The organism is Bradyrhizobium sp. SRS-191 (genome assembly GCF_024586915.1).
Lineage (GTDB): Bacteria > Pseudomonadota > Alphaproteobacteria > Rhizobiales > Xanthobacteraceae > Bradyrhizobium.
Map to the genome: position 1 here is coordinate 285,886 of NZ_JANBVS010000004.1, position 23,489 is coordinate 309,374.

At 66.4% G+C, this 23,489-nt stretch carries 20 protein-coding genes; 10 read left to right on the top strand and 10 right to left on the bottom strand.

The genetic code is table 11. The features are described 5' to 3' along the window. Window positions 1-44 precede the first annotated feature (44 nt). Complete coding sequence (locus tag NLR35_RS10095; RefSeq protein ID WP_257166409.1) at window positions 45-536, top strand: MarR family winged helix-turn-helix transcriptional regulator; 492 nt, start codon at window positions 45-47, stop codon at window positions 534-536. Window positions 537-711: 175 nt separating this feature from the next. Here the strand turns inward: NLR35_RS10095 and NLR35_RS10100 are convergent, their stop codons facing one another. Continuing rightward, window positions 712-3,591 carry a sensor domain-containing phosphodiesterase gene (locus NLR35_RS10100; protein ID WP_257166410.1) on the bottom strand — a complete coding sequence of 960 codons (2,880 nt, stop codon included), beginning with the start codon at window positions 3,589-3,591 and terminating at the stop codon, window positions 712-714. Between the two features lie 168 nt (window positions 3,592-3,759). After that, entirely contained in the window at window positions 3,760-4,758 is a 999-nt protein-coding gene (locus NLR35_RS10105) for an NAD(P)H-quinone oxidoreductase (RefSeq protein WP_257166411.1), read from the bottom strand. A 98-nt stretch (window positions 4,759-4,856) separates the two neighbouring features. Here NLR35_RS10105 and NLR35_RS10110 point away from each other — a divergent pair, with 98 nt between their 5' ends. Further along, entirely contained in the window at window positions 4,857-5,048 is a 192-nt protein-coding gene (locus tag NLR35_RS10110; RefSeq protein WP_257166412.1) for a DUF1192 domain-containing protein, read from the top strand. 637 nt (window positions 5,049-5,685) lie between these two features. Beyond that, window positions 5,686-6,198: a DUF1465 family protein gene (locus tag NLR35_RS10115; RefSeq protein ID WP_257166413.1), complete on the top strand. Its 513-nt coding sequence runs from the start codon at window positions 5,686-5,688 to the stop codon at window positions 6,196-6,198. Window positions 6,199-6,353: 155 nt separating this feature from the next. On the opposite strand, the gene rpmE is transcribed toward NLR35_RS10115, so the two are convergent. After that, window positions 6,354-6,581, bottom strand: coding sequence for a 50S ribosomal protein L31 (gene rpmE / locus NLR35_RS10120; RefSeq protein WP_015664357.1), 228 nt, complete (start codon window positions 6,579-6,581; stop codon window positions 6,354-6,356). A 247-nt stretch (window positions 6,582-6,828) separates the two neighbouring features. Here rpmE and NLR35_RS10125 point away from each other — a divergent pair, with 247 nt between their 5' ends. Then, window positions 6,829-8,688, top strand: coding sequence for an ABC transporter ATP-binding protein/permease (locus NLR35_RS10125; protein WP_257166414.1), 1,860 nt, complete (start codon window positions 6,829-6,831; stop codon window positions 8,686-8,688). A 139-nt stretch (window positions 8,689-8,827) separates the two neighbouring features. Then, on the top strand, window positions 8,828-9,028 hold the full coding sequence (locus tag NLR35_RS10130; RefSeq protein WP_006614616.1) for a hypothetical protein: 201 nt from the start codon (window positions 8,828-8,830) through the stop codon (window positions 9,026-9,028). A gap of 429 nt (window positions 9,029-9,457) precedes the next feature. On the opposite strand, the gene NLR35_RS10135 is transcribed toward NLR35_RS10130, so the two are convergent. The 3 genes from NLR35_RS10135 to NLR35_RS10145 form a co-directional block, all read right to left on the bottom strand. After that, window positions 9,458-9,907 (bottom strand): GNAT family N-acetyltransferase, encoded by a 450-nt coding sequence (locus NLR35_RS10135; RefSeq protein ID WP_257166415.1) that lies wholly within the window; start codon window positions 9,905-9,907, stop codon window positions 9,458-9,460. Beyond that, window positions 9,904-10,932 carry a peptidoglycan -binding protein gene (locus tag NLR35_RS10140; protein WP_257166416.1) on the bottom strand — a complete coding sequence of 343 codons (1,029 nt, stop codon included), beginning with the start codon at window positions 10,930-10,932 and terminating at the stop codon, window positions 9,904-9,906. The genes NLR35_RS10135 and NLR35_RS10140 overlap by 4 nt, the downstream gene beginning before the upstream one ends. 273 nt (window positions 10,933-11,205) lie before the next feature. Beyond that, complete coding sequence (locus NLR35_RS10145; protein WP_257166417.1) at window positions 11,206-12,195, bottom strand: flagellar motor protein MotA; 990 nt, start codon at window positions 12,193-12,195, stop codon at window positions 11,206-11,208. A 182-nt stretch (window positions 12,196-12,377) separates the two neighbouring features. Between NLR35_RS10145 and NLR35_RS10150 the strand changes: the two genes are divergently transcribed. From NLR35_RS10150 to NLR35_RS10170, 5 genes are all read left to right on the top strand, one after another. Next, window positions 12,378-13,193 carry a DUF1295 domain-containing protein gene (locus NLR35_RS10150; protein ID WP_257166418.1) on the top strand — a complete coding sequence of 272 codons (816 nt, stop codon included), beginning with the start codon at window positions 12,378-12,380 and terminating at the stop codon, window positions 13,191-13,193. Next, window positions 13,190-14,218 (top strand): cyclopropane-fatty-acyl-phospholipid synthase family protein, encoded by a 1,029-nt coding sequence (locus NLR35_RS10155; protein ID WP_257166419.1) that lies wholly within the window; start codon window positions 13,190-13,192, stop codon window positions 14,216-14,218. Before NLR35_RS10150 ends, NLR35_RS10155 begins: the two co-directional genes overlap by 4 nt. Window positions 14,219-14,498: 280 nt before the next feature. After that, window positions 14,499-15,698 carry an efflux RND transporter periplasmic adaptor subunit gene (locus NLR35_RS10160; protein ID WP_374940803.1) on the top strand — a complete coding sequence of 400 codons (1,200 nt, stop codon included), beginning with the start codon at window positions 14,499-14,501 and terminating at the stop codon, window positions 15,696-15,698. A 6-nt stretch (window positions 15,699-15,704) separates the two neighbouring features. After that, window positions 15,705-18,860 carry a multidrug efflux RND transporter permease subunit gene (locus tag NLR35_RS10165; RefSeq protein ID WP_257166420.1) on the top strand — a complete coding sequence of 1,052 codons (3,156 nt, stop codon included), beginning with the start codon at window positions 15,705-15,707 and terminating at the stop codon, window positions 18,858-18,860. A 452-nt stretch (window positions 18,861-19,312) separates the two neighbouring features. Then, window positions 19,313-19,819: a hypothetical protein gene (locus tag NLR35_RS10170; protein WP_257166421.1), complete on the top strand. Its 507-nt coding sequence runs from the start codon at window positions 19,313-19,315 to the stop codon at window positions 19,817-19,819. Between the two features lie 391 nt (window positions 19,820-20,210). Here the strand turns inward: NLR35_RS10170 and NLR35_RS10175 are convergent, their stop codons facing one another. The 4 genes from NLR35_RS10175 to NLR35_RS10190 form a co-directional block, all read right to left on the bottom strand. Next, a complete protein-coding gene (locus tag NLR35_RS10175) occupies window positions 20,211-21,002 on the bottom strand; it encodes an inositol monophosphatase family protein (protein ID WP_257166422.1) in 792 nt (263 codons plus the stop codon). 153 nt (window positions 21,003-21,155) lie between these two features. Further along, entirely contained in the window at window positions 21,156-22,250 is a 1,095-nt protein-coding gene (locus tag NLR35_RS10180; RefSeq protein WP_257166423.1) for a tetratricopeptide repeat protein, read from the bottom strand. A gap of 10 nt (window positions 22,251-22,260) precedes the next feature. Continuing rightward, complete coding sequence (locus tag NLR35_RS10185; protein WP_257166424.1) at window positions 22,261-22,935, bottom strand: thiamine phosphate synthase; 675 nt, start codon at window positions 22,933-22,935, stop codon at window positions 22,261-22,263. Between the two features lies 1 nt (window position 22,936). Continuing rightward, the gene (locus NLR35_RS10190) at window positions 22,937-23,158 is read right to left on the bottom strand and encodes a hypothetical protein (protein WP_257166425.1); all 222 of its coding nucleotides are present in this window, start codon (window positions 23,156-23,158) and stop codon (window positions 22,937-22,939) included. Window positions 23,159-23,489: the final 331 nt, after the last annotated feature.

Below are 23,489 nucleotides of genomic sequence, written 5' to 3' on the forward strand. Positions count from 1 at the left end.
GGCCGCCGGGCTAAGCATGGGCGTCTCACAGCAGCGAGCCCCTGATGTCGAAGAGCGCCGGCGCCGGAGCGCAACGAGAGGCGGCCAGGCAGGATGCTGCGATCCGCCTCGGCGAGCTCGAGAACCATCTCGGCTATTTCGTTCGCCGCCTGCAGCACTGGATCTTCCGCGACGCCAACGCGGGGCTCGCGACAATCGATCTCGACGTCATCCTCTATTCGATCCTGGAGACGATCGCCGCCAATCCGGGCGCTGCGCAGATCGCCGTTGCCGGCGCGCTCGGCATCGAGCGCGCGCGCATGGTCGCGCTGCTCGACGATCTGCAGCAGGCCGGGCTGATCGTGCGCGAACGATCCGAGCAGGACCGTCGCGCCCATGCGCTCGGCCTGACGCCGCGCGGCCGCGTGATCCTGAAGAAGGCGAATGCGCTGGTGGCCGCCCACGAGAAGCGCGTGGCGCGCCGGCTCGGCGTCGACAATTATCGCCGCGCGCTCGCTGCGCTGGCGCAGTTCGAGACCGATGAGACGCGTGGCTGACGGCATCGTCGCGAGCCTCCTGCCGCACCAAGGCGCATCGGCAGGACCAAGCCAGCACGCGAACGCGGTACTGAGGTAAGTCTACCTCAAGGCAGGGAAAAGAAAAGATACATCCTTTGGGTGTCGGCCGTGAAGAGCGGCGCCGTCCTTTGATCGGGATGAGCCGGAGAAGATCTCAGCTCGCCGCTTCCAGCCGCTCTTCCGTCAGCAGCCGCATCGCGGCGTCGGCGTCCATCGGCTCGCCGAAGGCGTAGCCCTGGGCGTATTCGCAGCCGAGCTGATAGAGTTCCACTGCATCCGAATCCGTCTCCGCGCCTTCGGCCACCACGTCCATGCCGAGGTCGTGGGCCAGCGCGATGATCGACTTGAGGATCACCGGGCGGGTGCCGCGCGCGGTGGTGCGCACGAAGGACTGGTCGATCTTCAGGGTGTCGAACGGGAAGCGCTGCAGATAGGCAAGCGACGAGTGGCCGGTGCCGAAATCGTCGATCGACAGGCCGACGCCGAGCTCGCGGATGCGGGTCAGCATCTGCGCGGCGTGCTCCGGGTTCTCCATCACCAGCGATTCCGTCAGCTCGATCTTGAGCGAGCCCCGCGCCACGGACGAGCGCGCCAGCACCGAGCGGATGTCGTGGATGAGGTCGTGGCGGAGCAGCTGGCGCGAGGAGACGTTGACGCTGGCGAAGATCGGCTCGCGCAGCCTTGTTGCGCGCTGCCAGACCGAGAGCTGGCGGGCGGTCTGGTCGAGCACGAAGGTGCCGAGATCGACGATCAGGCCGATTTCTTCGGCGATGGTGATGAACTCGTTCGGCGACATCCGCCCAAGCTTGGGATGATCCCAGCGCGCCAGTGCCTCGAAGCCGGCGATGGAGCGATCCTCCAGCCGCACGATCGGCTGGTACAGGATGGTGATCTCCTGGCGCTCGATCGAGCGGCGCAACTCGCTTTCGAGCGTCAGCCGGTCGTTCTTGCGCGCGCGCATCGCCGGCTTGTAGACGTCGATGCGGTCGCCGCCGATGCGCTTGGAGTGATACATCGCAAGCTCGGCATCCTTGATGATGTCCTCCGACAGCTGCGTCTGCGGGTCGGACAAAGCGAGCCCGATCGAGGCGGTCAGGAAGATCTCGCGCTCGTTGAAGGCGATCGGCGCGCGGATGGTCTTGCGGATGGTCTCGGCGAAGGCGGTGATGCGGGCGGGGTCCTGCTCGGACAGCAGGATCAGGCCGAACTGATCGCCGGCCAGCCGCGCCAGCGTGTCCTGCGGCTTCAGGATTCGCGACAACCGCCGCGCCAAAGTCAGCAGGATGGAATCGCCGACGGCGATGCCGACGGAATCGTTGACCTGCTTGAAGCGGTCGAGATCGATCACCATCAGGGTCGGCCGCAAGGTCGGCATCGTCTTGGCGAAATTGGCGACGGCGGCGAGGCGGTCGATGAACAGCTTGCGGTTGGGCAGGCCGGTCAGGTTGTCATGCACGCTGTCGTGGAGCAGGCGCTCCTCGGCATTCTTGAACTCGGTCACATCAGTCAGCGTGCCGACCACGCGCGAGACCTCGCCGTCGGAGCCGACCACCGGGCGCGCCTTCAGCGCGAACCACATGAAGTGACCGTCGGGCGTGCGCAGCCGGAAGTCCTGGACGAGGCGGCCGCGGCGCTGGTCGAGCACGCTGTCGAGCGCGGCGCGGAAGCGGTCCTGGTCGAGCGGATGCAGCACCTCGAGCCATTTCGCGGCCGGGCCTTCCAGCGTGCCGCGCTTGAGGCCGAGCAGGCTTTCGGTCTCGGGGCTGGTGAACACCTTGTCGGCGGAGACGTCCCAGTCCCAGATCAGGTCGCCGGAGCCGGCCAGCGCCAGCGCGCGGCGCTCGACGTCGGAGACGATGCCGGTGGTAGCGCCGCCGCCCGCGAAAGCGTGCTGCATCACCGTGAAGCCGATCAGCATCACGATCAGCACGAGGCCGCCGAGCAGAGCAGGACCTACGATGTCGTTGGTGACCTGGCCCGCGACCGTCATGCTGGCCGCGCCGACCCAGACGGTCAGCAGGAACCAGGTCGGGATCAGCAGCACCGCGCGGTCGAAGCCGTGGCTGGAGAGGTAGACGATCAGGGCGAAGCCGAGCACCGCGATCAAGAGCAGCGAGATGCGGGCAATGCCAGAGGCGACGGCGGGATCGAACAGCGCCACCGCGACCAGCGAGCCCAGGAAGAACAGCCAGCCCAGCGTGATGTGCGAATAGCGCACGTGCCAGCGCGACAGATTGAGATAGGCGAACAGGAAGACCAATAGGGTCGCCGCCAGGATCGCCTCGCCGGAGGCGCGCCAGACCCGCTCGGCATTGTTCGACATGTCCAGGACCTTGCCCCAGAAGCCGAAATCGACGCCGATATAGACCAGCACCGCCCAGGCCAGCGCCGCGGCGGCCGGAAACATGATGCTGCCCTTCACCACGAACAGGATCGTCAGCACTAGCGCAAGAAGTCCGGAGATGCCGATCACGATGCCCTGATACAGCGTGAACGAGTTGACCTTGTCCTTGTAGGCCTCCGGCTCCCATAGATAGAGCTGCGGCAGCTTGTCGGTGCGCAATTCGGCGACGAAGGTCACGACCGAGCCGGGGTCGAGGGTGACGCGGAAGACGTCGGCGGTCGGGCTCTCCTGCCGCTCGGGCAGGTCGCCGATCGAGGGCGTGATGGTGGCGATGCGCGACAGGCCGAGATCGGGCCACAGCACGCCGGAGCCGACCACGCGGTAATGCGGCGCCACGATCAGGCGATCGAGCTGGTCGTCGGTATTGTTGGCCAGCGCGAACACGATCCAGTGCTGGCCGCCCTCGCGGGCGCGCACCTCGATGCGGCGGACGATGCCGTCGGTGCCGGGCGCGGTCGAGACCTGGATGCGGTCGTTCTCGCTGCGCTGATGATCGAGGATGCCCGTCAGGTCGATCGCAGGCGCGTCGCTGCGAACGCTGACGGCGTCAACGGCCTGAGCGGGGGCAGCGGCACCACACATCACGAGGCCCAGCGCCACCATGGACGCTAGGCACCTGATCAGACGCAATGTCAAATCTCCGCGTTCGACACCAAACCACAGCGAAACAGTTCAAACTTAAAGCGACGTTCGCAAAGGATTTGGAGCCGTTCCAGGCACGGTTCAGATGTGCGCGATCATTGGCACGAAAGCGAGGAAAATCAAAGAGTTTCCAAACACGCTCTGTTTAGAGAGCGACTAGATTTCCAACACAATTTTGCCAATATGTTGGCTCGTCTCCATGCGTGCATGGGCTTTTGCTGCATCCACCAGTGGAAAGGTCGAGTCCATCAGGGGCTTGATGCGGCCCTCGCGCAGGAACGGCATCACCTTGGCCTCGATCGCCGCCACCATCGCCGCCTTGTCGGCATTGCTGCGCGGACGCAGCGTCGAGCCGGTGTGGGTGAGGCGCTTCACCATCAACTTGACGAAATTGACGGTCGCCTTGGGGCTGCCAAGGAAGGCGATCTGGACGATGCGGCCATCGGTCGCCGCCGCGTCGTAATTGCGCTCGATATACTCGCCGCCGACCATGTCGAGGATGACATTGGCGCCCTTGCCGCCGGTCGCCTCCTTGACGACAGTGACGAAGTCCTCGGTCTTGTAGTTGATGGCGCGGTCAGCGCCGAGCTTGACGCAGGCGTCCGCCTTGTCCTGCGAGCCGACGGTGACCAGTACCTTGGCGCCGAATGCCTTGGCGAGCTGGATCGCCATGGTGCCGATGCCCGAGGAGCCGCCATGCACCAGCAGGGTCTCGCCCTCCTTGAGGCCGCCGCGCTCGAACACGTTGTGCCAGACCGTCATCAGGGTCTCGGGCAGGGCGCCGGCCTCCTTGACGGACAGCGCCGGCGGCACCGCCATCGCCTGGGCGTCCTGCGCAATGCAATATTCGGCGTAGCCGCCGCCGGCGACCAGCGACATCACGGTGTCGCCGAGCTTGTGCCTGATAGCACCGTCGCCGAGCGCCACGACTTCGCCCGCGACTTCCAGCCCCGGCAGGTCGCTGGCGCCGGGCGGCGGCGGATAGCTGCCGGAGCGCTGGGCGACGTCGGGACGGTTCACGCCCGCGGCCTTCACCTTGATCAGGATCTCGCCCGGGCCGGGCTTGGGAACAGGCCGGGTCTCCGGCTTCAGCACTTCCGGTCCGCCCGGCTGGCTGATGGCAACCACGGTCATTTGCGCGGGCAGCTGTTCCATGAGAGATCCTTGGGCGATTGCTTGGGCGATTGAACGGGCGGGTACTGCGGCGTGCTTAAGCCAGCCCGGGCCCCGCTGGCAACCGGGAGAGGGTTAAGATGGCAAACGAGGACGACGACCGGCCGCGCAAGGCCACCTCGCACGAGATCGGCCAGGACCTGTCGATGCTCTCGGTCGAGGAGCTGACCGGCCGCATCGTGCTGCTGCGCGGCGAGATCGAGCGCATCGAGCAGGCCGTCGCCAAGAAGCGCGCCTCGCGCGACGCCGCCGCCAGCATCTTCAAGTCCTGACCTGGTTCCGCGGCACGTGGAAATACGGTCGGCCAGTGGCCGACATGGCTAACGAAGTTTGAAAAATTTCCGCCATTTACGGTTGATTAAGCTTTCGCGTTTACAACCGTAACCGTCCTCGTTTGGACACCGAGTGGCTCCTGTCCACTCTGTTTGACGCCTCCCTGTTATCAACTTCAAAGCCGCCGGCAACGGCGGCTCTTTTTTTGCGCGGCCCGCCATCCGGCGTTCGAAGCCCGGCCATTGCAAGGTTGTTAACGCATCCGAGCTCGAGGAGGCGGCGGCCGGCTGCTGCCGGGAACGATGATCGCGGGTCCGTCTTGAGCCAAGGTCTCGGTCGTCTCGATCGGCCGATACCGGCAGAATTCTGTGCGGCGCCGCAGGCGAGCAGCAATCATCCGGTCTTGGACCGCACATTATTGCCGTGATCGTGTTTGCTAGTTGGACGTGTGAGGCGACTCAGCGCGATCAGCCGTGCTGCAGCCGCAAGTGGTACGAGGGCACGGTACGTCCCACGCCGTGGAAACCATAAAAGCCGTTGCTGCTGGACTCTCGAAACCGGCCGCGCAATGATTTGTTCATCATACCGGCGCGGTTGCCGGATTGCGTAATCAGTCGCGTATATGAGGCGTTAACCATGTCGGACCGTTTGCTGGGCGATGGCGCTCTTGTTCAGTTCAATGAGCGGCTCACCAACTCAGCTGCATTCGGCGCGCTGTTCCGGGAAGGCATGGATCTGGTCGAAGAGACCGCCGCCTATCTCGACGGTGAGGGCCGCAACGAAGCCAAGGCGCTGGACCGGGCCGTCAGCCTGACCTACGCGACCGAGAGCATGCGGCTCACCACGCGTCTGATGCAGCTCGCCTCCTGGCTGCTGCTGCACCGCGCGGTGAAGGAGGGCGAGATGACCCTCGGCCAGGCGAACCGCGAGAAGACCAAGGTCAAGCTGACCGCCGCCGATCCGGGTCCGTCCGACCTGCTCGAGAAGCTGCCGCAGCAGCTGCAGGACCTGATCGCCCGCTCGATGAGCCTGCAGGCCCGGGTGCGCCGCCTCGACTCCACCATCCACTCGCCGCCGCCGGACCAGAGCGCGATCGGCAATCCCCTGGTGCCGCACCTGAACCGGCTGAAGGCTGCCTTCGAGCAATAAGCCGCAGATCCGCGGCTCGGCCTTGGCCGAGCCGGCTGTTCACCGCAACACCGGCTCAATAAAATGGTCCAAACAAAAACGCCCCCGTTTCCGGGGGCGTTTTGCTGTGAGGGTCTATGGAAGGAGCCTTGGGCCGCGAAGCGGCCCGGCAGGCATCAATCCTTCTTGAGGAAGCCCTGGAACTTCTTCTGGAAACGCGAGACGCGGCCGCCGCGGTCCATGAGCTGCTGGGTGCCGCCGGTCCAGGCCGGGTGCGACTTGGGGTCGATGTCGAGGTTGAGCTTGTCGCCCTCTTTGCCCCAGGTCGAGCGGGTCTGGTACTCGGTGCCATCGGTCATCACGACCGTAATCGTATGATAATTCGGGTGAATGTCGGCTTTCATGGCAGATCCTACGGCGTGATGCGAAGACATGACGCGGCGCAGTCGCGCCTGATCCTGTCGTCACTGAAGGGGGACAATTGGGGCGCTCTATAGCCCAAGGTCCCGCCCAAAACAAGCCAAGGTCGCCAAACAAGCCAGGGTCTCAGGTCTGTTACCTTGGTATGTTTCCGGATTTGCCAAGGCCGGTCCGGCAGGCCTATCACGACGTCAGATTGGATGAATTCTCAGGTGGCCCCAAGGTGATCGCATGAGTGCAGTGGAACGGCTTGACGAGCGGCAGAATGCTGGCCCCTCGGCGCAGGACGTGGTCGAGGATGCCGTCGCCGCCGTCGAGGCGCTGACCGAACCGGATGCCCCGGTCCGCCGCTCCAAGCTGCGCCCGCTGCTCGCACTGGCCCCCTATATCGCCCGTTACCGCATCCGCGCCTTCCTCGCCCTGATCGCGCTGACGGTCGCCGCACTCACCACGCTGCTGGTGCCGGTCGCGGTCCGCCGCATGATCGATTTCGGCTTCACGCCGAAGGGCATCGAGCTGATCAACAGCTATTTCAGCGTCATGATCGCCGTGGTGGCCGTGCTCGCGCTGGCCAGCGCCGCCCGCTACTACCTGGTGATGACGATCGGCGAACGCATCGTCGCCGACATCCGCCGCGACGTGTTCGCGCATCTGATGTCGCTGTCGCCGTCGTTCTTCGACTCTGCGCGCTCCGGCGAACTGGTCTCCCGCCTCACAGCCGATACGACCCAGATCAAGGCTGCCGCGGGCGCCTCGGTCTCGATCGCGTTGCGCAATCTGCTGCTGTTTCTCGGTGCCACCGCGATGATGGTGTTCACCAGCCCGAAGCTGTCGCTGTTCGTGCTGCTGGCGATCCCGCTGATCGTGCTGCCGCTGGTGGCGTTCGGCCGCTGGGTCCGCCGTCTGTCGCGCAACGCGCAGGACACGCTGGCGGATGCATCGGCTTACGCGTCCGAGCTGGTCGGCGCGATCAGGACGGTGCAGGCCTATACCAGCGAGAAGCTCGCCGCCGGGCGCTTCGGCGGCGAGGTCGAGCAGGCCTATGAGGCCGCGCGCGTCTCGACGCAGGCGCGCGGCGTGCTCACCGCGATCATCATTTTCATCGTGTTCTCCAGCGTGGTGGCGATCCTCTGGGTCGGCTCGCACGATGTGCTGACCGGCAACATCAGTGCGGGGCGGCTCGGCCAGTTCGTCCTGTACGCGGCGTTTGCGGCGGCCGGCCTCGGCCAGCTCTCCGAGGTCTGGGGCGAAGTCTCGGCCGCCTCCGGCGCTGCCGAGCGGCTGTTCGAGCTGCTGCACGTGCGGCCGCAGATCACCGCGCCGGCGCATCCGACGGCGCTGCCGGAGCCGGCGCGCGGCGACATCGGGTTCGACCACGTCAGCTTCGCCTATCCGAGCCGGCCTGACGTGCGTGTGCTCGAGGACGTGTCGTTCGCGATCCGCGCCGGCGAGAAGGTCGCGATCGTCGGTCCCTCCGGTGCCGGCAAGAGCACGCTGTTTCATCTGCTGCTGCGCTTCTACGATCCGGCCTCCGGTTCGATCGCGGTCGATGGCGTGCCGGTGCGCGCCGCCGACCCGCGCAAGGTGCGCGAGCGGATGGCGCTGGTGCCGCAGGAGTCCGTGGTGTTCGCGACAAGCGCGCGCGAGAACATCCGCTTCGGCCGTCCCGAGGCGACCGATGCCGAGGTCGAGCGCGCCGCCGATCTCGCCCATGCCAGCGAGTTTATCCGCCGCTTGCCGGAGGGATTCGAGACGCAGCTCGGCGAACGCGGCGTGACGCTCTCGGGCGGACAGCGCCAGCGCATCGCGATCGCCCGCGCCATCCTGCGTGACGCGCCCTTGCTTCTGCTCGACGAGGCCACCTCGGCGCTCGATGCGGAGAGCGAGACCCTGGTGCAGACCGCGCTCGAAGGCCTGATGAAGGACCGCACGACCTTGGTGATCGCGCATCGCCTCGCGACGGTGTTGTCCTGCGACCGCATCCTGGTCATGGACCGCGGCCGCATCGTCGAGCAGGGCACGCATTCGTCGCTGGTTGCGGCCAACGGCCTCTACGCGCGGTTGGCGCGGCTGCAGTTCGAGACCGTGTAGTTTCAGCAACACGAGTGGGCGATCTGCAACACCGCGAATTCTCGTCGCGGGCCCTGCAACCTTTCTCCAGCTTTGTACGTTCCCTGCCGGAACCGAGGGTGCGCTCATGCGCGTACCCGAACCAACAGGAGCAACGGACATGCCTTATCGTCGTGGCAGTTTTGCCCTTACGCCCCCGTCATTCGTGATCTTCGCAATCGCGCTCGTGCTCGCACTGGTCGCGATGCTCGCCCACTACATGCACGCCTCGGTGCCGCTGTTGTCGGCCGCCCACGCCTTCGACGCGCTGGCGATCGCCTTCGTGGTGCTGACCATCGGCGTGCTGTTCCGCGGCGTGTAGTTGCAGCCCGCCATCGCCACAGTGTCGCCCCTGCGAACGCAGGGGCCCATAACCCCGGTCGAACATGTGGCAGGCAATGCTCGCCACATCGTTCTTCGCAACACATCTGCTGCGGCGTATGGGTCCCGGATCTGCCCTCGCTGCGCTCGGTTGTCCGGGACGACAGCAGTGGGCGTGGCTGCGACGCGGGCTACCGCTGGTGTGTGTAGTTTACTGATTGCGGCACCTTCGGTGTCGCCCCTGCGAACGCAGGGGCCCATAACCCCGGTCGAACATGTGGCAGGCAATGCTCGCCACATCGTTCTTCGCAACACATCTGCTGCGGCGTATGGATCCCGGATCTGCCCTCGCTTCGCTCGGTTGTCCGGGATGACGGCGGAGGGTGTGGCTGCGACGTGGAAGTCTTCGCCTAGGCGCGGAAGTTTTCGCCTAGGGGCGCCAAGCCATCCGAAGCACGGGGCGGCCGGAGGTCGGGTTGACGTCCTCGCCATCATCCACGAAGCCGTTGCGCTTGTAGAAACGGATGGCGCGGGCGTTGTCCTTGTTGACCAGGAGGGTGATGCCGACAGGAGATTTCTGCCTGGCCGCATCGACGAGCTGGGTCGCCAGCGGTGAGCCCCATTGCTGCGGCGAGACCACGAGCTGATCGAGATAGCCCGCAGCATCGATCGTCACGAAGCCGGCAAGCGTGCCATCCGCCTCGGCGACGATCACCTCGGCGTTCGGCACCAGCTCATTGCGCCAACGCTCACGCCACCACGGCACGCGCGCGGCGAAGTCGATTGCGGGATAAGCGAGCTGCCACGTCTCTCGCCACAGCGCGATCGCCGCGTCCTCGTCCTCGGCGCGATAGGGCCGTAAGGTGAAGGTCGACGTCACCGCTCCGTCAGCTTCAATTCGATGCGGCGGTTGCGGCGGAAGGCCTCTTCCGTGTTCGCGGCGTCGAGCGGCTGGAATTCGGCGAAACCGGCGGCAACGAGGCGCTGGGCCGGCACGCCGAGCGAGATCAGATACTGCACCACCGAGATGGCGCGCGCCGAGGACAGCTCCCAGTTCGACTTGAACACCGGGCTGTTGATCGGACGGAGGTCGGTATGGCCGTCGACGCGCAGCACCCAGGAGATCTCGGTCGGGATCTGCTTGTCGAGATCGACCAGCGCCGTCGCCACCGAGTTCAGCTCCTGCTGTCCCTCCGGCAGGAGCGTCGCCTGTCCGGTGTCGAAGAACACTTCCGACTGGAACACGAACCGGTCGCCGACGACGCGAATGTCGGGGCGGTTGCCGAGGATGGCGCGCAGCCGGCCGAAGAACTCCGAGCGATAGCGCGTCAGCTCCTGCACCCGCTGCGCCAGCGCGACGTTCAGGCGCGAGCCGAGATCGGCGATGCGGTTCTGCGATTCCTTGTCGCGCTTCTCGGATGCATCGAGCGCGTCCTCGAGCGCCGCGAGCTGGCGCCTGAGCGCGCTGATCTGCTGGTTGAGAACCTCGATCTGCGCCAGCGCGCGTGCCGTCACCTGCTTCTCGGAATCGAGCGCGCGGTTGAGCTCGGTGGCACGGCCGGCGGCATTACTGCCGGCATTGGCGAGGCCGTCATACAGGCCCTTGATGCGGTCGCGCTCGGCCTCGGCGTTGGACAGACCCGCACGCAGCTGTGCGACCTGGTCGTCCAGCGACAGCTTGCCGAGCTTCTCCAAGGACAGCATTTCGTTGAGCTGCGCGATCTTGGCGTTGAGCTGCTCCAACGCCTTGTCCTTGCCGGTGACCTCCTGCGACAGGAAGAACTGCACCACCAGGAACACGGTGAGCAGGAACACGATCGACAGCACCAGGGTCGACAGCGCGTCGACGAAGCCGGGCCAGTAGTTGAGGCCGGAGTCGCCCCGGCGGGAACGGGCAAGCGCCATTCAGTGTCTCCTCACGAACGATTGGCCTGCAGCGTCGATGTAACCGAAGATGGATCCGCGAGCTCGGTGCACCCTCTCCCCTTGTGGGAGAGGGTGGATCGCGCGCGCGGAGCGGGCGCGAGCCGGGTGAGGGGTCTGTCTCCGCGGAAAGAACCCCTCACCCGGCGCGGATCTCGCTGCGCTCATGCGCGCCACCCTCTCCCACAAGGGGAGAGGGTGCACGGCCGCCGTGGCGAAAGAATTGACCTCGTTGAGCGTCAACGACCGAGATCCTCAACTCTTCTCCGGCTGCCTGGCCAGGCGCTCCAGCAGCCGCTTGATCTCGCGGTTCTGCTCGCCCTGGCCGTCGGCCCATTCGCGGATCATCTGCTGCTCGGTGCGCATGTGCGCGACGAGGCCCTGGATCGCCTCGGCGAGGTTGGCCATCGCCGCGGTCGCGCCGCGGTTGGAGCCTTCTTCCATGGCGGTGCGCAGCCGCTCGATGGCGACCGAGAGGTCCGCGCCGGTGTCGCCGGTGCCGCCATATTCGCGCACCGTGCCGGCCAGCCAGTCCTCGAGATCGGTATAGAAGCGGTTCTGGGCCTGGCTGGACTGCAGATCGAGGAAGCCGAGGATCAGCGAGCCCGCGAGGCCGAACAGCGACGACGAGAACGAGATGCCCATGCCGCTGAGCGGGGCGGCGAGGCCGCCCTTCAGCGTGTCGAACAGCGCGCCGGCGTCGCCCCCGACCTTGAGCCCGTCGATGACCTTGCCGACAGAGCCGACGGTCTCGATCAGGCCCCAGAAGGTGCCGAGCAGGCCGAGGAAGACCAGGAGGCCGGTCATGTAGCGCGAGATGTCGCGGGCCTCGTCGAGCCGGGTGGCGATGGAGTCGAGCAGGTGCCGCATGGTCTGTTGCGAGATCGACATCCGCCCGGTGCGCTCGCGGCCGAGGATGGCGGCCATCGGCGCCAGCAGGACCGGGTGGCGGGGCACCGCCAGGCCGGGATCGGCAATGCGGAAATTGTTGACCCAGGAGACTTCGGGATACAGCCGGACGACCTGCCGGAACGCCAGGATGACGCCGATCAGGAGTACCGCCCCGATCAGGGCGTTGAGCCCGGGATTGGCGAAGAACGCCATGATGATCTGCTTGTAGAGCACGACCCCGACCAGGCCGCACAGCACCAGGAAGACCAGCATCCGCACCAGGAAGATCCGGGGCGTCGACAGTTTGGTCGGGTCGACGCCCATGGCGGCGCGGGGAGGGGAGCCTTGAGGCATTGTCGTTGACATCCGTTGCGGGGGGACCGGTCCCGAAATCCACTATGGCATAGCACGGTCGGGAGAACAGCCGCGAACGGCGCTCTCCTTATCCCTGCACGGAACCATGGCTGAAACCGGCGGGCTTCCGCGGCGTAGTTAGTCCCGTGGACCATTTCTAGCGGGAATGCCCGGGCTTTGTCATGACCGTCGTTGAATATCTGCAGGCGCTGGTGGCGCTGGCACTTGCTCTTTCCGTCCTGATGGCGGGCGCCTGGGTGGTGCAGCAGCGCACCGGGAATTCCGGCTGGGTCGACACGATCTGGACATTTTCCGTCGGCCTCGTCGGGGCGATCGGCGCGATCTGGCCCGTGGACGGTGCTCCTCCCAACGCGCGGCAATGGCTGGTTGCAGTGCTGGTCGCGATCTGGTCGCTGCGGCTGGGCGGCCACGTCGCGGCGCGCAGCCGCGGCATCTCCGATGACCCGCGCTACGCCGAGTTCGCCCGGCAATGGGGCGATGCCGCGCCGCGGCGGATGTTCGTGTTCCTGCAGCAGCAGGCCTGGGGCGCCATTCCTCTGGTGTTCGCGATGTTCGTCGCCGCACATGCCCCGGCGCCCGAGCTGCGCCTGCAGGACTATCTCGGCATCCTCGTGCTGTTCCTAGGGATCGCCGGCGAGGCGCTGGCCGATGCCCAGTTGAAGGCGTTCCGCGCCGACCCGTCCAACAAAGGCAAGGTCTGCGACATCGGCCTGTGGCGCTGGTCACGCCATCCCAACTACTTTTTCGAGTGGGTGTGCTGGCTCGCTTACCCTGTCATCGCGTTGTCACCTGACAACCCCTGGGGTCTCGCCAGCCTGCTGGCACCGCTCCTGATGTACTACATCCTGGTCCACGTCACCGGCATCCCGCCGCTGGAAGAACAGATGCTGCGTTCGCGCGGCGATCGCTACCGTGCCTATCAGGCGCGCACCAGCGCCTTCTTTCCCCTGCCACCCCGCAACGGAGCCACGGCATGAGCTTCATCTCGACCATCATCGGCGCCGCTGAGCGTGTGCCGCTCCCCGATGCCGTCATTCGCGCCGCGATCTACGAATTGTGCGCGCGCACTGCGACGCGGCTCGGCGGGGTCAATGCGATGGGCGATGCCGAGTTTGCCCGGCTGCTGACGACACGCCCGATCGCCGAGCATACCGACGCCGCGAACAGCCAGCATTACGAAGTGCCGGCCGCGTTCTTTGCCCGGGTGCTCGGGCCGAACCGCAAATACTCCTGCTGCTTCTACAAGGAGCCGGTCTCGACCCTGCAGGAGGCGGAGGAGGAGGCGCTGCGGCAGACGGTGGCCAATGCCGATCTGCAGGACGGCCAGAACATCCTCGAGCTCGGCTGCGGCTGGGGCTCGCTGTCGCTGTTCATGGCCCGGCAGTTTCCGCATGCCAAGATCACGGCGGTCTCCAACTCGCACTCGCAGCGCCGCGCGATCGAGGAGATGGCTGCCGCGCGCGGCCTGCTCAATCTGCGCGTCGTCACCGCCGACATGAACGCATTCACCCCCGACGCGCGCTTCGACCGTGTGGTCTCGGTGGAGATGTTCGAGCACATGATGAACTGGCGCGAACTGTTATCGCGCGTGAGGTCATGGCTGGTGCCGGACGGCCGCCTGTTCATGCACATCTTCACCCATCGCACCGGCTCCTATCTGTTCGACCGCAACGATCGCGAGGACTGGATCGCGCAGCACTTCTTCACCGGCGGCATCATGCCGAGCCACGGCCTGATCCGGCAGTTCGACGATCTGTTCGCGGTCGAGAAGGAATGGCGCTGGAGCGGCACGCATTATCAGCGCACAGCGAGAGACTGGCTCGCCAATTTCGACGCCGACCGCGACCGCATCCTCGAGACACTGCAGCCGGTGTATGGCGACGAGACCGCGCTGTGGATGCGCCGCTGGCGCTGGTTCTTCCTTGCCACGGCCGGACTGTTTGGCCACGACGAGGGCCGCGAATGGGGCGTCAGCCACTATCGCCTGCGGCCCACGAGCTGATCGCGAGCGAACTGATTAGCATCGTACCGGAACCGCCGTGGGATTCGCGTCGACCCGCGCGGAACTCGGGGGAACAGCGCCGCCACAATGCGCTCACAATTGGGTGAGGCCCGAAAACACGTTTGAGAACAAGCGCCTAGGGGCTGTGACATACAGCCGCCCAGTTGCTGCATTGCGTCGCAGCAGCACACTTTTATGGTGCGGCCCACGCTCGGCACCAGAATGGCGCCATGTCCCGGTCATCCGGTCGACTGCTTCTTAACATGATCGAGGGGCTCCATTGTCCACGACCCGTTTTCGCGCGCCGCTGCTCGGCACCGCATTGATCCTCATAGCCGCTCTGCCGCTCGCCGGCTGTAACGAGACCACGCCGGCCCAGGCTTCAGCCAACGAGCAGGTCGTCGTTCCCGACGTCGGCATCATCACGGTCGAGCAGAAGGCGCGGGCGATCGTGCGCGAGCTGCCCGGCCGCATCGCGCCGACCCGTGTCTCCGACGTGCGGCCGCGCGTCTCCGGCATCATCGTCGAGCGCCTGTTCCGCCAGGGCAGCGAGGTCAAGGCCGGCGATCCGCTCTACCGCCTCGATCAGAAGCCGTTCGAGGTCGAGATCATGTCGAGCCGCGCCGCGCTCGCCAAGGCCGAGGCGGTGCATGAGCGCGCCGTGCAGCAGGCGAACCGCATCGCGCAGCTGTTCAAGGAACGCGCGGCGCCGGCCGTCGAGAACGAGAAGGCGATCTCCGGGGAGCGCGAGGCCGCGGCCGACATCGAGGCGCGCAAGGCGGATCTCGCGCGCGCCCAGCTCAACCTCGACTACGCAACCGTGCGCGCGCCGATCGACGGCATCGTCGGCGCGGCCCAGCTCAGCGAGGGCGCGATTGCCGTGCAGAACGAGACCTCGCTGGTCACGATCCAGCAGCTCGATCCGATCTATGCCGACTTCACCCAGTCGGTGAGCGAGCTCAACCGTCTGCGCCGCGCCTTCGAGTCCGGCGATCTCGACCAGATCGCTCCGGACGCGATCAAGGTCAGGCTCGTGCTCGACGACGGCACGCCGTATTCGATTCCCGGCAAGCTGCTGTTCTCCGACGCCAAGGTCGATGCCGCGACCGGCCAGGTGACCTTGCGCGGCGAGTTCGCCAATCCCAAGCGCGAGCTGCTGCCGGGCATGTATGTGCGCGTCCGCATCGAGCAGGGCATCGACAGTGACTCCGTCGGCGTGCCGCAGCAGGCCGTGCAGCGCAACGCCGCCGGCGGCTCCGAGGTGTATGTCATTCGCGACGACAACCGCGTGATCGCGCGCCCGATCCGTACTGGGCCGGTGCAGGATGGCCTGGTCCTGATCACCGATGGTCTGCGCGCCGGCGACAAGGTCGTGGTCGACGGCTTCCAGAAGTTCGCCGCCGGCGACAAGGTCGCGCCGCAGGCCTGGACCGAAGTCAGCGCCGCGACGCAGCTCGAATCCAAGTCAGCGTCGCGGTAAGTCCTGATGCCGAGCTTCTTCATCGACAGGCCGATCTTCGCCTGGGTCGTCGCGCTGTTCATCTGCCTGATCGGCGCCATCGCGATTCCACTGCTGGCGGTGGCGCAATATCCGATCATCGCGCCGCCCTCGATCTCGATCTCGACCAGCTATCCCGGCGCCTCGCCGGAGAATCTCTACAACAGCGTGACGCGGCTGATCGAGGAGGAGCTCAACGGCGCCTCCGGCATCCTCAATTTCGAATCGACCAGCGACTCGCTCGGCCAGGTCGAGATCACCGCCAACTTCGTGCCGGGCACGTCGACCAACGACGCCTCGGTCGAGGTGCAGAACCGCCTCAAGCGCGTCGAGGCGCGGCTGCCGCGCGCGGTCATCCAGCAGGGCATCCTGGTCGAGGAAGCCTCCGCCGCGGTGCTGCAGATCATCACGCTTCAGTCCACCGACGGCAGCCTCGACGAGGTCGGCCTCGGCGACTTCATGATCCGCAACGTGCTCGGCGAAATCCGGCGTATCCCCGGCGTCGGCCGTGCGACGCTGTATTCGACCGAACGCTCGCTGCGCGTCTGGCTCGATCCGGCCAAGCTGATCGGCTACGGCCTCACCGCCGACGACGTCACCAAGGCGATCGGCGCGCAGAACGCGCAAGTGTCCTCCGGCAGCATCGGCGCCGAGCCGGCCACGACCGTGCAGCGCACTTCGGCTCTGGTGCTGGTCAAGGGCCAGCTCGACTCGCCGGACGAGTTCGGCGCGATCATCCTGCGCGCCAATGCCGATGGCTCCACGGTGCGGCTGCGCGACGTCGCCCGCATCGAGATCGGCGGCCTCAGCTATCAGTTCAACACCCGCCTCAACGGCAAGCCGACCGCCGGCCTCTCGGTGCTGCTGTCGCCCACCGGCAACGCGCTGGCGACCGCGAGCGCGGTCGAAGCCAAGATGAAGGAGCTGTCGCGCTTCTTCCCGTCGATCATCGCCTATGAGATCCCCTACGACATCACGCCCGTGGTGAAGGCCTCGATCAAGCGCGTGCTGATGACCCTGGTCGAAGCCGTGGTGCTGGTGTTCGTGGTGATGTTCCTGTTCCTGCAGAACATCCGCTACACCATCATCCCGACCATCGTCGTTCCGGTGGCGCTGCTCGGCACCTGTGCCACGCTGATGCTGGTCGGCTACTCCATCAACATGCTGACGATGTTCGGCATGGTGCTCGCGGTCGGCATCCTCGTCGACGACGCCATCGTCGTGGTCGAGAACGTCGAGCGGATCATGACCGAGGAGGGGCTGTCGCCGAAGGAGGCGACGCGCAAGGCGATGAGCCAGATCACCGGCGCCATCATCGGCATCACGCTTGTGCTGATGGCGGTGTTCGTGCCGATGGCGTTCTTCCCCGGCTCGGTCGGCATCATCTATCGCCAGTTCTCGGTCACGATGGTCGCCGCGATCGGCTTCTCGGCGCTGCTCGCGCTGTCGCTGACCCCTGCGCTGTGCGCGACCCTGCTGAAGCCGGTGCAGGCCGGTCATGGCCATGCGAAGAGGGGCGTGTTCGGCTGGTTCAACCGCTTCATGGATTTCAGCCGCACCAAATACACCGGCGTGGTCGGCGGCGCGCTGAAGCGCACCGGGCGGCTGATGATGATCTACGCGATCTTCATCGTCGGCCTGTCCTGGGCCTTCATCCAATTGCCCGGCGGCTTCCTGCCGGTCGACGACCAGGGCTTCATCACGACCGACGTGCAGACGCCGGCGGATTCGTCCTACGCGCGGACGCAAGCCGCTGTCGAGGCGGTCGAGAACTATCTCGCCAAGCGCGCTGGCATCGAGGACGTCACCTTCCTCACCGGCTTCAGCTATGCCGGCCAGGGCGTCAACACCGCACAGGCCTTCATCTCGCTGAAGGACTGGTCGGAGCGCGGCAAGCACGACAGCGCCGCGGCGCTGGTCGCCGACATTAACCGCGACCTCGCCTCGCTCCGCGACGCCAAGATCACCGCATTGCAGCCGCCGCCGATCGACAATCTCGGCAACTCCTCCGGCTTCAGCTTCCGCCTTCAGGATCGCGGCCAGAAGGGCTACACCGCGCTCGTTGCTGCTGCCGATCAACTGATCGCGGAGGCCAATGCCAGCCCGGTGCTGCAGAAGGTCTACGTCGAAGGCCTGCCGCAGGGACCCCAAGTCAATCTGATGATCGACCGCGAGAAGGCCGGCGCCTTCGGCGTGACCTTCGAGGACATCAACAACACGATCTCGACCAATCTCGGCTCGACCTACGTCAACGACTTTCCGAACCGCGGCCGCATGCAGCGCGTCGTGGTGCAGGCCGACCGCATCAGCCGCATGAATGCGGACGATATCCTGAACTACAGCGTCAAGAACACGAAGGGGCAGCTGGTGCCGTTCTCGTCGTTCGCGACCATCCAATGGGCCAAGGGACCGACCCAGATCGCCGGCTTCAACTACTATCCGGCCATCCGCATCTCCGGTGAGGCCAAGCCTGGCTTCACCTCGGGCGATGCGCTGAACGAGATGGAGCGGCTTGCCGGTAAGCTCCCGCGCGGCTTTGGCTATGAATGGACCGGCCAGTCGCTGCAGGAGAAGCTGTCGGGCTCGCAGGCGCCGTTGCTGCTGGGATTGTCGGCGCTGGTCGTGTTTCTGTGTCTCGCCGCGCTGTACGAGAGCTGGACGATTCCGCTCGCGGTGCTGCTGACGGTGCCGCTCGGCATCCTCGGCGCCGTCGTCGCGGCCAATCTGCGCGGCCTGTCGAACGACGTCTACTTCACGGTGGCCCTGATCACGATCATCGGCCTCGCGGCGAAGGATTCGATCCTGATCATCGAGTTCGCCAAGGATCTGCGCGCCCATGGCAAGCCGCTAATCGCGGCGACGATCGAGGCCTGCTCGCTGCGCTTCCGCCCGATCATCATGACCGGCCTCGCCTTCGTCTGCGGCGTGCTGCCGATGTCGATGGCCACCGGTGCCGGCGGCGCCAGCCAGCAGGCGCTCGGCACCAACGTGATGGGCGGCATGATCGCGGTGGTGATCCTGGCGCTCTTGATGGTGCCGGTTTTCTTCGTCTCGGTGCAGCGCGTGCTCGCGGGCGATCGGGAGAAGACGGAGCCGGCGCCAGAGCGCGAGGCTTACGGGCCGCCGGCGCCCGCGAAGCCCTGAGTGATGATGGTCACCTTTAGAGACTGAGCCCGACTGTCACGCCGCGACCGGCGCGCTCCCCTCCCCCTTGCGGGGAGGGGTTGGGGGTGGGGGTCTCCGGGCGCCGAACGGCGCTAGGGCCCGCTCACAAGTCAGAAATCAATCAGCCGGGCGACGCTCACGCTAAGCTCCGATCATCTCTGTCGAGATGAACAGAATCGCGTTTTCACCGCATCCTGCGCGACTCGTGGACCCCCACCCCCGACCCCTCCCCGCAAGGGGGAGGGGAGCTCACCGTCTTCGCGGCTGACGTCGAGTTTACCCCAGTACTGGAGTTCCTCGTCCTCTGCCTGTATGATCCGCCGACGTGTAGCGGCAATGGCATGTCGATGGTCTCTCGCAAATCTGTATTCGCGCTCGTGCTCGCTGGGCTCTGTTTCGGCACTTCCGCGGCCCATGCCCAATCTGGCCCCGTGCAATACTGGCTGCCCGGCTGGCCGGTCGGCTTCAGCGAGTCCGGCAGTCTCGATTCCTACGGCAATTTTCCGAGCTTCACCGCCGATGGCCGCGACAGCGGGTTCTTCGCGCGGCGCTACAGCGTGGCGAACAACTGGTCGAGCCTGGCCGGCGTCGGCCTGAGCTCAAGCCTCGTCAATCGCTACGGTTCGCTCGGCTCCTACACCACTGAAGGCGCGCAATACGGCTATACGTTCAAGAGCGGCGTCAGCTTCTATGGCGGCTTCGAGGCGTTGAAGGTCACGCCCGGCCTCGGCGGCCCGTTCGCGACGTTCGACGGGCGCTCCACCTCGACCCCGGCTTACGCGATCAATGGCGGCGTCGAATTCAAGCCGACCTCAAACGTCAGCCTGTCGCTCGGCTTCAGCTACGCCGGCCAGTCGTCGGACCGGATGGACAGCGACATCAACTCGCCGGCACTGCCCGGCGCGACGCCGCAGGCGTTCACCAGCGGGCGCAGATAGCGTTCAGGCTGCAGATGGCGTTCAGGCGATAGAGTTCGGCCGCCAACTCCACCCTCGCTGTCGTCCCGGACAAGCGCGCGGCACGCGCGCGCCGATCCGGGATCCATAACCCCAGGGAAATGTTCGAGGCACGCTGGTCGCCCCATCTCGCTCAATTACGACGGCCGGTGGCTATGGGTCCCGGCTCAAGGCCGGGACGGCACCGTGTTCGGGGCGGCCGCTGTGGCAGCGTTACCCACAGCCGTCATGCCCGCGAAGGCGGGCATCCAGTAAACGCAGGTCGTAGTGTTCATCACAATCGTCACGGCGTACTGGATCATCCGCTTTCGCGGATGATGACACCGAATGCGAGGCGATAGCCTGGGTCCAAACGCCAGCGAGATCGAAGGACCTACGCCGCCGCCTTCAGCACCTTCACCAACTCGCGGTGGATGACCTCGTTGCCGCACACCACGTGCCCGGTCGCCAGCGCATCCTCCTTGCCGTCGATGCCCGACACCGTACCTCCCGCCTCGCGCACCATGATCATGCCGGCGGCGATGTCCCAGGGCTGAAGGTCGCGCTCCCAATAAGCGTCGAAGCGGCCGGCGGCGACGAAGGCGAGGTCGAGCGAGGCGGCGCCGAAGCGGCGGAGGCCCGCGACCTTGACCTGCAGCGAGGTCATCTCGCGCAGGAACTGCTGGTGGTCGCCGCGTCCGATATGCGGCAGGCCGCAGGCGATGACGCATTCATGCAGCTGCTTGCGGGCGGCGACGCGCAGCCGCTGGTCGTTGAGGAACGCACCCTTGCCGCGCTCGGCGATGTACAGCTCGTCATTGGCCGGATTGTAGATCACGCCGGCGATCACGGTGTCCTCGCGCTGCAGCGCGATCGAGATCGCGAATTGCGGGATGCCGTGCAGGAAGTTGGTGGTGCCGTCGAGCGGATCGACGATCCAGGTGTGCGACTTGTCGCTGCCTTCGCGCTTGCCGCCTTCCTCGCCGAGGAAGCCGTAGCCGGGACGGGCCTTGGAGAGGTCCTCGTACAGCATCTCCTCGGCCTTCTTGTCGGCACGGGAGACGAAGTTCGCCGGGCCCTTGAGCGAGACCTGGAGATGCTCGATCTCGCCGAGATCGCGCTTGAGGTTGCGGCCGGCCCGGCGCGCGGCCTTGACCATGACATTGATGAGGGCGGAATGAATCATGTGCTCGATGCGCTGCGCTGACCGCACCTTGCGGTGCGCGCCTCGGCCGAAGCGGGAGAGGCGGTTGAAAATGGCTGGCTGTGGGTGCCCTGAAGGGGCCGCCGCGTCAAGGCCGGATCAGGCGCCGGCTCATGTCCGGGTGACTTGTCGAGGTTACTTGATCGTGCCGAGCCAGCGCTTGGCGGCCGCTTCGCCCTTGGCGCGGTCCTCGGGCGGCATGTCGGCGAATTTCTCCTCCAGCTTGGGATCACCCTTGCCGGCGGTCTTGGCCACCAGATGCCACTTGTACGCCTCGATCTTATCCAGCGGCGTGGAGATGCCGTACCAAAGCACCCAGGCCAGCCGGTTCTGGGCCACCGGGCTGTTCTGCCGGGCGGCACGGCGCAGCAGCGCGATCGCGGCCGGCTGGTCCTTCGGCACCCCGGTGCCGTTGAACAGCGCGATGGCGTATTCCACCTCGGCATCGAGATTGTCGGCGAGGGCTGCGGCCTGCAGCAGGCGCGCGGCCTTCTCCAGGTCCTTCGGCACGCCGGTTCCCTCCTTGTAGAAGGTGGCCAGCGCATATTGCGCCTCGGGATTGCCGGCATCCGCCGCCAGGCGCAGCAGCTCGGCCGAGCGCTTGAGGTCCTGCGGGAAGGTCTGACCGTCGAGATAGAGCAGTGCGAGATTGTAGGCCGCCTTGGGTTCGCCAAGCTTGGCGGCAGAGGCGAGCAGCTTGACCGCCTCCGCCTTGTCGACGGCGCCCCCGCGGCCCGCGAGCCGCATCATCGCGAGCGCAAACATCGCCTCGCGGTCGCCCGCCTCGGCGGCGCGCTTGTACCAGATCGCTGCCTTCTCATAGTCGCGGCGGATGCCCTGGGCGTTCTCATAGAGCTGCCCGAGCATGGCCATCGCCTTGGGGTCGCCGGCCTGCGCGCGGGGCGTCGCCAGGTCGAAGGCGGTCTTGTACTGGCCACGCTGATAGGCGCCGTAGACCAGATCGACATTGGGGTCGTTGGCCGCCGGCTGCTGCGTCGGGGCGGGGGCGGGCGCGGCCGGTTTGGCCGAGGGAGCGGGGGCCGGCTTTTTCGCCGCGGCCGCAGGCGGCTTCGGTTTCTCGACAGCCCTTTCGGCGGGCTTTTCGACCGGCTTGGGCTTTTCCGCCGGCGGCGGCTGCAGGGCGGGCGGTGTCAACGAGATCTGCGCGCGCGCACCCGCTCCCATGACCAGGAGCGCAGCAACGAGGCATGTCAGGCGCAGCATCGTCATGGTCGGCCGTTCAGCTTCCGGCGATGGCGACGGGGGCCGCCGCATGGGCCTGCCGGATCGTCGCGCCGATCTCGGCCAGCGCGGCCGCCGGGCCGCGTGCATCGTTCCAGACGAGATCGTCCACCAGCACGAAATCCGCTCCCGCGGCGACGAAGTCGGCCGCCTCCTTCAACGAGATCGCATAGCCGACGCAGGGCGGCTCGAACAGCTCGGCCCACCACGCCAGGCGCTCATTGACGGCATCCGGCGACGGCCGCCGGCCCTGCGCGTCGCGCTCGCCGAACAGCACGTAGTCGGCGCCGACCTCGCCCGCCCGCATCGAATCGTGTCGTGTCGACAGCCCGCCGCCTCCGGCGATGCGGTCCGGCTTCAGGCCCGGCAGCGCCTCTTCCAGTGCGGTGATGCCGGTCAAATGTGCGCCATCTGCACCCGCGCGGGCGACGATGTCAGGATGGCCGTCGATCAGCAGCGCGGCGCCGGTGCCCTGGATCGCGGGCGCCAGCGTCTTCACGGTCGTGATCATGCTGCGCGGATCACTGTCCTTGAGCCGCACCAGCACCGCGGCGACATCCGCGCTGGCGAGGATCGCGGGCAGGCTGGCGGCGAGCGCCGCCGCGTCGGCCACGACCGGCGTCGCCAGATAGAGGCGCGGCTCGGGCCGCGCGGGAGTGGTTTTGCCGGACAATTTATGCCGCCTTCTTGTCGCGCCGCGCCATCAGGTAGCGGGGAATCCTGTCATTGTCGATGCAGTGAGCCACGGCGCGCCCGGAGGCGGGGCGTGCGCTCTGCGGGTAAACCCTGGTGCGGTGATCCGCAAGCCCGCCGGACGCCTCCGGTCGGGGGGCACGAATCGCCGTGCCGGGTGCCGGCGTCGGTGCGGCGACGGGGTTCAGTGCGAAGATGTCCATCATCTGCTCCAGACGACATCTGCCCTGCCCGTCAAACTAGACCGTTCTCGGGCGGTTGCCGAGCAAACATTGGCCGCGGCTGGGGCAGGCTCTCACAGAGGTGAACGGGGAGTTCATTGTCGTTGGCTGAACGATCTCTCACGTCCGCGGCAGTCGGCTCCCCTCCCCCTTGCGGGGAGGGGTTGGGGGTGGGGGTGGGGGCCACGGGCGCTGAACTCAATGATCTGCGCCCGGGCTCGTCCGCCGCCTCGTTGACGGTGTGCGCAAGAGAACTCGTACACACCTCAACTGGTCGTCAGAGCAATATCGCATACAGGCGGAAGCATACTCA